This is a genomic window from Acidobacteriota bacterium, from assembly GCA_016715115.1.
In the GTDB taxonomy this organism is placed as follows: domain Bacteria; phylum Acidobacteriota; class Blastocatellia; order Pyrinomonadales; family Pyrinomonadaceae; genus JAFDVJ01.
Genome location: JADKBM010000002.1, coordinates 1 through 13,205, shown reverse-complemented (window position 1 = coordinate 13,205; position 13,205 = coordinate 1). Strand labels below are relative to the sequence as shown.

Genomic DNA, 13,205 nt, shown 5'->3' with positions numbered 1-13,205 from the left:
AAATCTCGGACCTGTCGCCGATCGCCCGGATATTAGCATCTTCAGGTTGATCCGCGTCACCCGCGGCGAGGCAAATGTTCTTTCGCGAGTCGTCAGGTTTTTCAAAGAACCCGATTCAAGATTCCAGGATTCCAAGGGTTCCAGACTTAGAATCCCGAATCGCGTGGCAATCGCGTCGAGTCGGTACCATCTGCGGTAGCGGATGGTTGGACGCGGCACTCCCGGACCGAAGCATTGATACCAACCTATCTTCAACCATCCGCTACCGCAGATGGTATTGACTCGTCCCGGCCCCGAATACAAAGATCCCTTGGGGCTTTTCAAAGCTCCCGAGTTGGGATTCAGGCGTCGTGCGGCCGCGGTTGCCCACCCGCTAACGCAGGCGGTACTGACTCGCTGATCGTCGGGTTCGCGCGTTGCCGCGGCCGCACGACGCGAAAGTCCGAAATATCCCAAATCTCGGACCTGTCGCCGATCGCCCGGATATTAGCATCTTCAGGTTGATCCGCGTCACCCGCGGCGAGGCAAATGTTCTTTCGCGAGTCGTCAGGTTTTTCAAAGAACCCGATTCAAGATTCCAGGATTCCAAGGGTTCCAGACTTAGAATCCCGAATCGCGTGGCAATCGCGTCGAGTCGGTACCATCTGCGGTAGCGGATGGTTGGACGCAGCACTCCCGGTCCGAAGCATTGATACCAATCTATCTTCAACCATCCGCTACCGCAGATGGTACCGACTCGTCCCAGCCCCTAATACAAAGATCCCTTGGGGTTTTTCCAAGCGCCCGAGTTGGGATTTGGGCGTCGTGCGGCCGCGGTTGCCCACCCGCTGACGCAGGTGGTACTGACTCGCTGATCGTCGGGTTGGCGCGTTGCCGCAGCCGCACGACGCGAAAGCCCGAAATACCCCAAATCTCGGACCTGACGCCGATTGCCCGGATATTCGCATCTTCAGGTTGATCCGCGTCACCCGCGGCGAGGCAAATGTTCTTTCGCGAGTCGTCAGGTTTTTCAAAGAACCCGATTCCAGGATTCCAGGATTCCAGGATTCCAAGGGTTCCAGACTTAGAATCCCGAATCGCGCGGCAATCGCGTCGAGTCGGTACCATCTGCGGTAGCGGATGGTTGGACGCGGCACTCCCGGACCGAAGCATTGATACCAATCTATCTTCAACCATCCGCTACCGCAGATGGTACCGACTCGTCCCAGCCCCTAATACAAAGATCCCTTGGGGTTTTTCCAAGCGCCCGAGTTGGGATTTGGGCGTCGTGCGGCCGCGGTTGCCCGCCCGCTAACGCAGGCGGTACTGACTCGCTGATCGTCGGGTCGGCGCGTTGCCGTGGCGGCACGACGCGAAAGCCCGAAATATCCCAAATCTCGGACCTAACGCCGATCGCCCGGATATTCGCATCTTCAGGTTGATCCGCGTCACCCGCGGCGAGGCAAATGTTCTTTCGCGAGTCGTCAGGTTTTTCAAAGAACCCAAATCCAAAATCCAAAATCCAAAATCCAAAATCCAATCCAAAATCCAAAATCCAAAATCCAAAATCCAAAATCCCCCATTTGTAATATTCCGGTCAAAACGAATCCTCTCGCCCGTTGAATTTTGAAGTTTCCGCTCTTTGCGTCTATTCTTTTAGGTTCTAACTGCTTTCATTTATGAAACTGTCACCAACCGAAATCTTCAACGGTAAGAAGATCTTTTTTATCGGCGGCACCGGCTTTGTCGGCAAGGTCACGCTGTCGATGCTGCTCAATAACTTTCCAGATCTCGGACGCGTTTATACGACGGTTCGGGCGCGCGACGCGCACGAATCGCAGAATCGCTTCTGGCAGAGCATCGTCACGAGCCCGACGTTCGATCCGTTGCGCGAAAAATACGGCGACGGGTTCGAGGACTTCATTCGTGAAAAGGTCGTCCCGGTCAACGGCGACGTCGGGAACGAATATCTCGGAATGAATGAGGACGAGGCCCGCGCGATAATGGAAGACACCGACATCATCATCAACGGTGCCGGAAACGTGACCTTCAATCCGCCGCTCGAATCCGCCCTGCGCACAAACGTCGTCGGCTCGCACAACATCATCAAACTCGCGCGGATGATGAAGCGCCCGACGGTCGTTCACGTTTCGACCTGCTTCGTCGCCGGCAAGCGGAGCGGAGCGATCTGGGAAAACGAGCCGGTCGTCGGATATTTCCCGCGGAAGAACGAACTTATCGGAACGACGTTCGACTTCAAAAAAGAGATCGAGGACTGCGCCCGTTTGAGCGAGCAGGCGCGCCAGGAAGCGGACGATGCGATGCAGGCGGCGAAATTCCGGGAACAGGCGCGCAAGCGTTTCGAGGAGGAAGGACGCGATCCGGACGACGAATCCGAACTCAAATCCGCGATCTTCCGCGAGCGAAAGATGTGGATCCGCGAACGCACGACCGAACTCGGCGCCGAGCGCGCCGAATACTGGGGCTGGACGAACATTTACACCTATTCGAAATCGCTCGCCGAGCAGATCATCGCCAGCCAGGACGACATCGTCAAAACGCTCGTCCGTCCGTCGATCGTCGAATCGGCGCAGTCATATCCGTTTCCGGGTTGGAACGAGGGATTCACGACGACCGCCCCGTTGATCCTCATCGCACTTCGCGGCCAGCCGATCATTCCCGTCAACGAGAAGCTCGTGCTCGACATCATTCCGGTCGATATGGTCGCCGGCGCGATCCTCGGCGCGGCGATGAACGCGCTCGTCGACGACAATCCGCCGCTCGTGTTCCAGGCGTCGTCGGGCGATTCGAACCCGAACGATATGAAGCGCATCGTCGGGCTCGTCGGACTCTACAAACGCGACTATTTCAACGAAAAAGACTCCGGCAACAAGTTGCTGAACAAGGCCGCGGCGATGATCGAAACATCGCCCGTGCCGCAGAAGACCTATGAGCGATTCTCGGCGCCGATGCTCAATAAACTTGCGAAACGGGCGAACAATCTGCTCGACAAAGCGGCGCCGAACTGGGCCGGCGGACGTCTTTCGAACATTGTTTCGGATCTGAAAAAGTCCGTCACCGAATTCGAGAACACGACACAGGAAACCATCGACGCATTCGCGATGTTCAAGCCGTTTATGATCGATAACGCGTACGAATATCGATCCGACAATATCCGCGCGATGATGTCGATGATCAAGGACCGCGAAAAAGATCTGTTGCCGTGGTATCCGGAAAGGCTCGACTGGTACGATTACTGGCTCAACGTGCATTTTCCGGGAATGCGAAAATGGGTCCTTCCGACGCTCGAAGAAGAACTCAAGAAGGTCGAAAAGCGTTCGTACACCTACAAGGATCTGCTCGATCTGTTCGACACCTCGGTCAAGCGCTTCCCGACGCGGGTCGCGATGAAGATCGAACGCGGCGGCCGCCGGGAGCAATACACTTTTGAGGATGTCAAAGAACTAACCTTGCGTGCCGGCGGGTTTCTCGCCGAAAAAGGCATCAAGACCGGCAGTCGCGTCATCCTTTTCTCGCACAATATGCCCGAATGGGGATTGACCTATTTCGGGATCCTGAAGACCGGCGCGACGGCGATCCCGATCGACCCGGCAAGCTCGGTTGACGAGATTGTCGCCTTCGCTCGCGCCGGTGAGGCGTCGGCGATCGTTCTGTCTCCGAAACTGGCGTCTGAGAATCCGGATCTCGCCGAGCGCCTGAAAACGGCCGGACTCGAGATCGACGTCTGGACGTTCGACGAAGTTTTCGAGATGCACTCCGAACAGGAAGAAGCGCGGCGCAACGCCCTTTTGCCGAACAAGATCCCGTCGAGTTCGATCGCGTCGCTCATATTCACGTCCGGCACGACCGGCACGCCGAAAGCCGTGATGCTCTCGCACAAGAATTTCGTGAATATGATCTCGATGCTCTCGTCGGTGCTCGAAATGGACATCAACGATGGCGTTCTGTCGGTTCTGCCGATGCATCACACGTTCGAGTTCTCGGCGGGGTTTCTGACGCCGTTTTCGAACGGGACGCAGATCACGTATTTGGACGAACTTTCGTCGGAAGAACTCCCAAGGGCGATCGAGAGCGGTCACGTCACCGGAATGGTCGGCGTTCCGGCGCTATGGGGAAATGCTTCACCGACGGATAAAAACGCGACTTCGCGAGCGCGGCGACTGGTTCGCGGACCTCGCCGACAGCGTCATCGATTTCAACGCCTGGCTACGCGACAACACGCCGTTCAATCTAGGCCCGATCATCTTCTTCCCGATCCATCAGGGAATGGGCGGACGGATGCGATATCTGATCTCGGGCGGTTCGGCGCTCAGCGAAAAAGTACAAAAAGACCTTCACGGACTCGGTTTCGATGTCCTTGAAGGCTACGGCCTGACGGAATCATCGCCGGTTCTGACGGTGGCGCGTCCGGGCAACAAATTGCTCCGCGGGAGCGTCGGCAAGCCTCTGCCGGGCGTCGAGGTCAGGATCGAGAATCCGGACGAAAATGGCGTCGGCGAGGTTCTCGCGCGCGGCCAGAACGTGATGGTCGGCTATTACAAGAACGACGAGGCAACGGAGGCCGTGATGCAGGACCGATGGCTCCGGACCGGCGACCTCGGGCGGCTCGACGAAGACGGAAACCTGTTCATCGTCGGGCGATCCAAGGACGTCATCATCGATTCGAACGGCAAGAACATCTATCCCGACGAGATCGAGGATCATTACGGCAAGTCGAAGTTCATCAAGGAAATGTCGGTCGTCGGATTGCCCGACGAAGACGGCGGAGAAAAAATCGCCGCGCTCGTCGTTCCCGATTACGAGTTCGACATCGCGCTCTCGCGCCGACACGAACAAAAAGGTCGAAGAGCATTTTCGGGAGGTTTCGGCCGGGTTGGCTTTCTTCAAACGCGTCAAGACGATGCATCTGACCCCGTTCGAATTGCCGCGGACGGCGACGCGCAAGGTGAAACGGCCCGAAGTCGTCGAACTGCTCCAGAATCTGGAGGCGAAATCCAAAAACAAGACCAAGGTCGAGGCCGAAGCAAAGGGGGACGACACGGCGCTTTGGATCCGCAAGGTCGTCGCGTCGGTGTCGAACCGCGCGCTTTCGGAAGTTTCGATCGGCGACAAACTCGCGGATCTCGGATTCGATTCGCTGATGTTCGTTGAATTGCAGGCGGCGGTCGAAGATGCCGGCGGCCGCGTCGTTTCGCCGGACACGCTCAACGAAGTGCAGACCGTCCGCGAGCTTCTGACGGCAGTCCAGCGGGTCGACAAATCGAAGAAACTCGTCGACGAGCCGAGAAAGGAAGAAAAAGACACCGATGAGATCTTCGTCCCGTCGATCGTTCGCCGGATCGGAAATCAGGTCATCGATTTCGCGCAGGAGCGGCTTTACGACACGGTTCTCAAGACGAAGATCGACGGCGAGGGGAACGTTCCGCAGCACACGAACTTCATCGTCGCGCCGAATCACGCGTCGCACATCGACACCGGCCTGGTAAAAAAGGCGCTCGGCAAGGATGTCGCCGAACAGACGGTCGCGGTCGCCGCCGCGGATTACTGGTTCGACACGAAATACAAGCGCGCCTATATGAACAACTTCACGACGCTCGTTCCGATCGAGCGCACCGGAAGTCTGCGCCAGTCATTGCGGCACGTACCGATATTCTCAAACAAGGCTACAACACGCTCATTTTCCCCGGAAGGCACGCGAAGCCTGGACGGCCAAATTCAGGAGTTCAAGCCGATCATCGGTTACCTCGCGCTCAACGACAAGGTCGGGATTCTGCCGATCTATCTGTGGGGGACGTTCGAGGCTTTTCCGAAGGGAATGACGATCCCGGCGAAAGACAGCATCGGCGCCGAGATCGGGGCGAAGATCGGGAGATTTCTCGAATACGACGAGCTTTTCGAGATGACCAAAGGCGTTCCGAACACCGGAAGCTTATCGCCTGATCTCCGCGCGCGTTCAGCACGAGATCGAAAATATGCGCGACGGCAAGCGCGACAAATTCGATGTTGCAGCGGTCCGCAAACGATGGAAAGCGGAACGCCGGAAGTCGCGGAAGCAGGAACCCGTCATCGGCGAATGATTGGATTTTTCATCGAAAACAAGATGAGATTTTGAACATGCATGAAGCAATAAACGAAACACCTGTTAAAGCCGCTGCAAATATGAAGTTTGCTGCCTATTTCTGTTTCGTACTAGCACTCGCTGTCGGCACTTCTGCGCAGACTTCGCCGAACTTTGTCCGTTACGTGAATCCGCTCATCGGGACGCGGAAAATGGGACATACGTATCCCGGAGCGACGGTTCCGTTCGGCGCGGTTCAACTGTCTCCCGACACCGACGAGCAACCGTATCTGATCGGCGGCAAATACAACAAGGAGACATACCGTTATTGCGCCGGCTACCAGTACGACGATGCGACGATCGTCGGGTTTTCACATACGCATTTTTCCGGAACCGGGCATTCGGATCTCGGCGATTTTCTGATGATGCCCACGGTCGGACCGCTTCAACTCGAGCCCGGCGACAAAAACGATCCGAAGTCCGGATTCCGTTCGGCGTTTTCGCACGAAAACGAGACCGCGGAACCGAATTATTACAAAGTTCTGCTCGAAGACGACTCGATCACGGCCGAAATGACGACGACCACCCGCGTCGGATTTCATCAATACACTTTTCCGGCATCGGACGATGCGCACATCATCCTCGACCTGATGCACGGCATCTACGATTACGATGGCAAGAACGTGCGGACATACGTGCGCGTCGAAAACGACCGCACAGTCGTCGGTTTTCGCGAGACGACCGGTTGGGCGCGGACGCGGACCGTCTACTTCGCGATGGAGTTTTCGAAGCCGTTCAGGAATTACGGGTTCAAAGACTTCAAGCCGTCGCCATACCGCGGTTTTTGGCGCAAATTCGATCAAACGCGTAATTTCCCCGAAATGGCGGGAGAACAGGTCCGTGCATATTTCGATTTCTCAACGGCAAAGGGCGAACGGATAATGGTCAAGTTTGCCGTCTCGCCGGTTTCGACGGCCGGGGCGATGCGGAATCTAAAAGCGGAAACGCCCGGCTGGGACTTCGAAAAGGTCCGGCGCGACGGCCGCGACGCGTGGAACCGGGAACTCGGCAGGATCGCAGTCACCGCCGGAAACAAAGACGACCTCGTGAATTTCTACACGGCGATGTACCACGCGTTTCTATCGCCGACGGTTTATCAGGATGTCGACGGGCAATACAAAGGTCTCGACCAAAACGTCCACCGCGCGGCCGGATTTACGAACTACACCACGTTTTCGCTGTGGGACACATACCGTGCGCTCCATCCGTTTCTGAATCTCGTCCAGCCGCGCCGCAACCGTGACATGATCGGTTCGATGCTCGCGCATTACGACCAGAGCGCGCACAAAATGCTGCCGGTTTGGTCCCACTACGCGAACGAGAATTGGTGCATGATCGGGTACCATTCGGTTTCGGTTATCGCCGACGCGATCGTCAAGGGCAACCTTCAAGGCATCGACGCGAACCGCGCGCTCGACGCGATGGCCCAAACGGCACGGACGAGATATTACGACGGGCTCGGACATTATATCGATCTCGGCTATGTACCGGACGATAAGAACTCGTCATCGGTTTCGAAAACACTCGAATACGCCTACGATGATTGGGCGATCGCTCAGGCGGCGAGGAAGCTTCGACGCGAAGACGTTTTTCGCGAGTTTTCGAAGCGTTCGGAAAACTGGCGAAACGTCTTCGATCAGTCGACGGGCTTTATGCGTCCGAAATCGAGCGCCGGCGAATTCGCCCCGAAATTCGATCCGCTCAAAACCGAAGGCCAGGGTTTTATCGAGGGCAACTCTTGGAATTACAGTCTTTATGTTCCACACGACCCAGCCGGACTGATCGCGCTAATGGGTGGGAAGCAGAAATTCGTGGCGTACCTCGACGAGCTTTTCTCGATGCATCTGCCTGACGAGTTTTTTGCCGAGACCGAGGACATCACCCGCGAAGGGATCATCGGCGGCTATGTTCACGGGAACGAACCGTCACATCACGCCGCGTATCTTTACAATTGAACCGATGCGCCCTGGAAGACGCAGGAACGCGTCCGGGCGATCCTGAAGCATCAATACCGGGCCGCGCCCGACGGGCTCGGCGGAAATGACGATTGCGGACAGATGTCGGCGTGGTATCTTTCACGGCGATCGGTTTTATCCGGTCGCGCCGGGATCGGACGAATACCAGCTCGGCAGCCCGGCGATCAGGACGGCGCTTCTGAAATTCGAAAACGGTCGCAGTCTCGCCGTCGAGGCCGTGAATCAAAACGAAAGGAACGTTTACGTAGACCGCGTCGAACTCAACGGCAGGGTGCTTGACCGAACCTTCATACGTCACGCGGAACTGGTCGGTGGCGAAAGCTCCGGTTTTTTTATGAGCGAAACGCCCAGGATTCGAAATCGCTGAAACCCTGAGAGATATGCAATCTTCAAGAATGGGGCATTTTCAAGGAACTTCGCGGCCGTGGCGGTTGTGCTTTTATTCGCCGTCGTTGCGTTGGCGCAGAAAAACGGGGAGATCGACAAGAGCCGGCTTGCGGCGCAGGTCAAGACGGAGTTCCTGCACGCCTGGAACGGCTACAAGAAGTATGCGTGGGGCCACGACGATCTTAAGCCTTTGAGCAAGTCCTTTCGCGACTGGCACGCGCCCGAGACGGTCCTGATGACTCCGGTCGATTCGCTCGATTCGCTCTATCTGCTGGGATTCAAGCGCGAGGCGGACGCTACGCGGCGATATATTACGAAAAATCTTTCGTTCGACAAGGATATCGAGGTCCAGAACTTCGAGATCACGATCCGCGTGCTCGGCGGGTTGCTTTCGGGTTATCAGATCACGGGCGACCGGAAACTTCTCGCGCTTGCCGACGATCTCGGAAAACGCCTGCTACCGGTCTTCGAGTCGCCGACCGGTATGCCGTACCGGTACGTCAATCTGAAAACAGGCAAAACGCGCGGCGCGGTTTCGAATCCGGCTGAAACCGGAACGCTTTTGATCGAATTCGGGGCGCTTTCAAAACTGACGGGCAAAAGCGTCTTTTTCGACAAGGCGAAGCGCGCGCTGGTCGAAACGTTCCGGCGCCGGTCGAAGATCGGCCTTGTCGGGACAAACATCAACGTTGAGACCGGCGAATGGACCAACACCGACAGCCACGTCGGCGGCGCGATCGATTCGTATTACGAGTATCTGCTGAAATGCGCGATTCTTTTCGACGACGACGATTGCCGGAAAATGTGGGAGGAATCGATCGGGCCGGTCAACAAATATCTCGCCGACGAGGTTAACGGCGAACTTTGGTACGGTCACGCGGATATGAACACCGGGAAACGCGGCGCGCGCACATTCGGCGCGCTCGACGCCTTCTTTCCGGCGGTCCTGGCCTTGTCGGGCGATCTGCCGCGCGCGCGACGGCTTCAGGATTCGGCGTTCGCGATGTGGTCCGGCACGGCATCGAGCCGGAAGACGTACGATTACGTGAACGCCGCAGTGATCGACGCCGGTTATCCATTGCGGCCTGAGATCGTTGAATCGGCGTACTACCTTTTCCAGTTTACGAACGATCCAAGTACCGCGCAATGGGCAGACGGATGTTCGAGGATTTCGTTCGCTATTGCCGGACGGAAGTCGCGTTTGCCGGACTGAAAAGCGTCGTCACCAAGGAAAAAACGACTATATGCACAGCTTCGTGCTTGCCGAAACTCTGAAGTATTTTTACTTGGTCTTTGCGCCGCCGCGAGAACGATCGACTTGAAGAAGGTGTTTTCAACACCGAAGCTCATCCAATCAAAAGACTTGGCCGGCGCCGAAACGCGCCAGATGATTGATCGCCCGAACTAGACAAAACAATCCTGTGAAAAATACGTTCGGTTTCGGTTGATGAACTGTATTTTTGCCGCTTTGATCTTGCCGATCCGCCCGGCCGGCGGGGGGCGCGCCGCGGCCCCCGGGCGCACCGTCGAGCTTACCGGGCCCCGCCGCGCGGGGGGCGCGAGATAGAGAAAGAGTTCGCCCCAACGAAGACGCCGGCGAAACCTTAAGTGCCCGCTTCAAGGTCGATTTTGAAAAATTCACGCTCCCGAACGGGCTTGAGGTCGTTTTTCATATTGACCGTTCCGATCCGGTGGTCGCGGTCGCGCTGACGGCGCACGTCGGGTCGGCGCGAGAGAAGGCGGGACGGACCGGTTTCGCGCATCTGTTCGTACACCTGCTTTTCCTTGAATCGGAGAATCTCGGCAAAGGCGGACTCGACACCTGATGGGAATTTCGCCTAAAACTCGCGTCAGGTGCGATCTTATCGAGCGAATCTCTACTTGGTCTGGCTCAAAGGACTCGCATCGATTCCGAAGGCTTTCGGATTTTCGCCAATGATCGCCGCCGCAAAAAATTTCGGCACGTATTTGATGTTTTCCTGTTCAAACTGTTGGAAATAGAGCGGCGGTTCCATGGACTCCTCTTTTCCAAACGTCTCACGGAGCAGTTCTGTTGTTTCGATCAGAGTCCAGAAGCTGATTTGCGGAGCTTTGAGATTGCGGGCAACTTCGGAAATATGTCTTTTTGTATTGCCTTGACCTCTATTAGGTGCTGACCGCCAGCGGCAAACCGATCGCATCGCTTTTTGAAATCACGGTCAATCATCATTCTGTAGAATTTCGCCGCCGCGCGTGCCGCCAGTTTTGGCTGGCATCTTTCGTCCGGATTTGTCGGCGAGGCTTTTGCTTTGGTTTTTAATCCAAGATCTTTGGCGGACGAAGCAAGAAACTGAAACATTCCCAAAGGCCGGTCGGAGCCTGCAAACAAGGGCAAAATTGGTTTCGATCATTGCCGTGTAAAGTCCGATCTTGAGGCGGCAGGTTCTGGGCGGAAAACTCTTCGTTTATGGCGGCGGCGTCTTAACGCCGCGCATCAATATCGAGGTCAAATCGTTTTCAACCAGCTTTTCGAATCGCATCGGTCAAGTTTTGGTAAGGAAAAGCGTTTTGAATAACTGTCAATTTGCGTGCGGATCAGCCGCAACCCTTCGGCATTGATCCCGTCCCCCTCGGTGCGTCCGAAAAGAGCCAGAATCTCGTCTGATTTGGCGGCGATGAACCGAGATTTCTCGTCATCGTCCATTTGCGAATAAGTTTTCGTCTCGACCGTCGGCTTGACCTCCGTTTTTTGCGCGCAGGCAAAGTGCGTGAGCATCGTTAGCAAAGAAAAACGGCAGAGAGAAGATTCTTTCATTTTAGTCACTCCAAAGGTATGGTTTTTCGCTGGACTCATACTACGGAAATCTCCCGACGAACTCAAGTTGCATTACTTTTCGGTTGCATTGAAAATAAGCGGTAACGTTGCTCTCCGTGACAGGCCGGGGCGAAACGCCACGGATTGTCACATCAGGGCTCATCCGATTTGCAGGAATTGGAATGCCGGCCGTGGACGCGCGGATCGGAAAACTGAAACCCGGCGCGGCGCGGCGCACGTAATACTTCGGTCTATACCCAGATTGGGAAGGCGCGAAACAAAGTCGCGCCGTCTAACCGTAAACTAACCGCTGAAAATCCTTTATCGTCTGGTGCTGGTCTTTTGTCTACTACTTTCGGTCCTCCGTCGTTCCGGCTCAAAAAACGGTATCGAAACCTACGTTCAAAGTCGATTTCGAGAAATTCACGCTGCCGAACGGGCTCGGAGGTCGTGTTTTCACATCGACCGTTCCGATCCTAGTTGCGGTCGCGCTGACGGCGCACGTCGGATCGGCGCGAGAGAAGGCCGGACGGACCGGTTTCGCGCATCTGTTCGAACATCTGCTGTTCTCCGAATCCGAAAACCTCGGCAAGGGAGGACTGACAAGATGAGCGCGCGGATCGGCGGTTCGGGCGCGAACGGTTCGACGTCGCGCGATCGGACGAACTATTTCCAGACCGTCCCGAAAGATTCGCTCGAAAAGATGATCAGGGCGGAAGCCGATAAAACTCGGCTGGTTCATCAATACCGTTACCGATCCGTGCTGGCGAAGGAAAAGCAGGTCGTCAAGAACGAGAAACGTCAGGGCGTCGACAACCAGCCCCTACGGACACACGTCTTACGTTATCGACAAGGCGCTCTATCCGGAGGACCATCCGTTTAACTGGCAGGTAATCGGATCGCTCGATGATCTTCAAAACGAAACGTTGGCGGACGTCAAGGAATTCTTCCGCCGCTGGTACGTGCCGAACAATGTGACGCTGACGGTCGCCGGCGATTTCGACACGGTTCAGGCGAAGAAATGGGTCGAAGGGTATTTCGGCGAGATCGAGCGCGACCCGAAGTCGCTCCGATGGAGAGAACGTTCGCGAGTCGTCAAGGAAACGGTCAAGCTCCTATCACGAGGACAACTTCGCGCAACTCCCCGAGCTAACGATGGTCTGGCCGACGGCCGAGCAATACAGCCCCGACGCCTACGCTGGCAATTCTCGCCGACTATCTCTCGAACGGCAAAAAAAGCGCCATTTTATCAGGTGTTGGTCGAGGACAAGAAACTGACTCGAACGTCGATATCTCGAACCAGGATTCTGAACTTGCGGGTCAATTCGAACTCTCGCTCCGCGCGTTCCCGGCAAGGACCTCGACGGAGCCGCCGCGGCGATCGGCGAAGCGTTCGCGAAGTTCGAAAGAGGGAATCAGCGGGCGCGACCTGGAACCGCATCAAGGCCGGCCAGGAGACACAGTGCCCCAGATTCGCATCGGGCGTCTCCGAAAGGTTTCCAACTCGCCCAGTACAACATTTTCGCCGACGATCCGGCTTCATCGCGAAAGACATCCAGAATATCCTCGCAGTGACCCCGGCGGACGTGACCCGCGTTTACGAAAAATACATCAAGAACAAGAACTATGTCGCGACGAGTTTCGTGCCGAAGGGCGATCCGGAACTTGCCCTCGAAGGGCTCGCGAAAGGCGGAGGTCGTTGAAGAGAAGATTTGAAATAGGCGCGGAAGACGACGTCGATCCGAACGTGAACGCGACTTACGAACGGACGCCGTCGAGCTGACCGCACGGTCAACCCTCGTATGGTCCAGCCGCCGTCGCAGTCGTCGTGCGCGACCGTCTGGCAACAGAAAATGACGAACGGGATGACGGTTTACGGGATCGAGAACCGGGAGGTTCCGCTCGTTCAATTCCGGAGATCGGTCATCGA

Annotated in this window: 8 protein-coding genes and 3 pseudogenes; 8 read left to right on the top strand and 3 right to left on the bottom strand. The window is 56.3% G+C overall.

Going from position 1 to position 13,205, the window contains the following annotated elements:
* Positions 1–870 precede the first annotated feature (870 nt).
* The 7 genes and pseudogenes from IPN69_02080 (at position 871) to IPN69_02050 (ending at position 10,301) form a co-directional block, all read left to right on the top strand.
* Positions 871–1,116 carry a hypothetical protein gene (locus IPN69_02080; protein MBK8809504.1) on the top strand — a complete coding sequence of 82 codons (246 nt, stop codon included), beginning with the start codon at positions 871–873 and terminating at the stop codon, positions 1,114–1,116.
* Between the two features lie 542 nt (positions 1,117–1,658).
* Positions 1,659–4,361 carry an SDR family oxidoreductase gene (locus tag IPN69_02075; protein MBK8809503.1) on the top strand — a complete coding sequence of 901 codons (2,703 nt, stop codon included), beginning with the start codon at positions 1,659–1,661 and terminating at the stop codon, positions 4,359–4,361.
* Positions 4,362–4,945: 584 nt separating this feature from the next.
* Positions 4,946–6,112: a 1-acyl-sn-glycerol-3-phosphate acyltransferase gene (locus IPN69_02070; GenBank protein MBK8809502.1), complete on the top strand. Its 1,167-nt coding sequence runs from the start codon at positions 4,946–4,948 to the stop codon at positions 6,110–6,112.
* 47 nt (positions 6,113–6,159) lie between these two features.
* Positions 6,160–8,461 (top strand): annotated as a pseudogene (locus IPN69_02065) (GH92 family glycosyl hydrolase).
* A gap of 66 nt (positions 8,462–8,527) precedes the next feature.
* On the top strand, positions 8,528–9,694 hold the full coding sequence (locus IPN69_02060) for a glycoside hydrolase family 47 protein (GenBank protein MBK8809501.1): 1,167 nt from the start codon (positions 8,528–8,530) through the stop codon (positions 9,692–9,694).
* Positions 9,663–9,803, top strand: coding sequence for a glycoside hydrolase family 47 protein (locus tag IPN69_02055; protein ID MBK8809500.1), 141 nt, complete (start codon positions 9,663–9,665; stop codon positions 9,801–9,803). Before IPN69_02060 ends, IPN69_02055 begins: the two co-directional genes overlap by 32 nt.
* A gap of 285 nt (positions 9,804–10,088) precedes the next feature.
* Positions 10,089–10,301, top strand: a pseudogene (locus IPN69_02050) (insulinase family protein).
* A 57-nt stretch (positions 10,302–10,358) separates the two neighbouring features.
* On the opposite strand, the gene IPN69_02045 reads toward IPN69_02050, so the two are convergent.
* From IPN69_02045 to IPN69_02035, 3 genes are all read right to left on the bottom strand, one after another.
* Complete coding sequence (locus IPN69_02045; GenBank protein MBK8809499.1) at positions 10,359–10,661, bottom strand: hypothetical protein; 303 nt, start codon at positions 10,659–10,661, stop codon at positions 10,359–10,361.
* An 18-nt stretch (positions 10,662–10,679) separates the two neighbouring features.
* Positions 10,680–10,871 carry a hypothetical protein gene (locus tag IPN69_02040; protein MBK8809498.1) on the bottom strand — a complete coding sequence of 64 codons (192 nt, stop codon included), beginning with the start codon at positions 10,869–10,871 and terminating at the stop codon, positions 10,680–10,682.
* 95 nt (positions 10,872–10,966) lie between these two features.
* The gene (locus tag IPN69_02035; protein MBK8809497.1) at positions 10,967–11,236 is read right to left on the bottom strand and encodes a hypothetical protein; all 270 of its coding nucleotides are present in this window, start codon (positions 11,234–11,236) and stop codon (positions 10,967–10,969) included.
* A 362-nt stretch (positions 11,237–11,598) separates the two neighbouring features.
* Between IPN69_02035 and IPN69_02030 the strand changes: the two are divergent.
* Positions 11,599–13,205 (top strand): annotated as a pseudogene (locus IPN69_02030) (insulinase family protein).

Excerpts from the sequence above, each read along its gene's own strand:
- IPN69_02075 (MBK8809503.1), top strand. The coding sequence starts at position 1,659 with ATGAAACTGTCACCAACCGAAATCTTCAACGGTAAGAAGATCTTTTTT.
- IPN69_02045 (MBK8809499.1), bottom strand. The coding sequence starts at position 10,661 with ATGCGATCGGTTTGCCGCTGGCGGTCAGCACCTAATAGAGGTCAAGGC.
- IPN69_02040 (MBK8809498.1), bottom strand. The coding sequence starts at position 10,871 with ATGATCGAAACCAATTTTGCCCTTGTTTGCAGGCTCCGACCGGCCTTT.
- IPN69_02035 (MBK8809497.1), bottom strand. The coding sequence starts at position 11,236 with ATGCTCACGCACTTTGCCTGCGCGCAAAAAACGGAGGTCAAGCCGACG.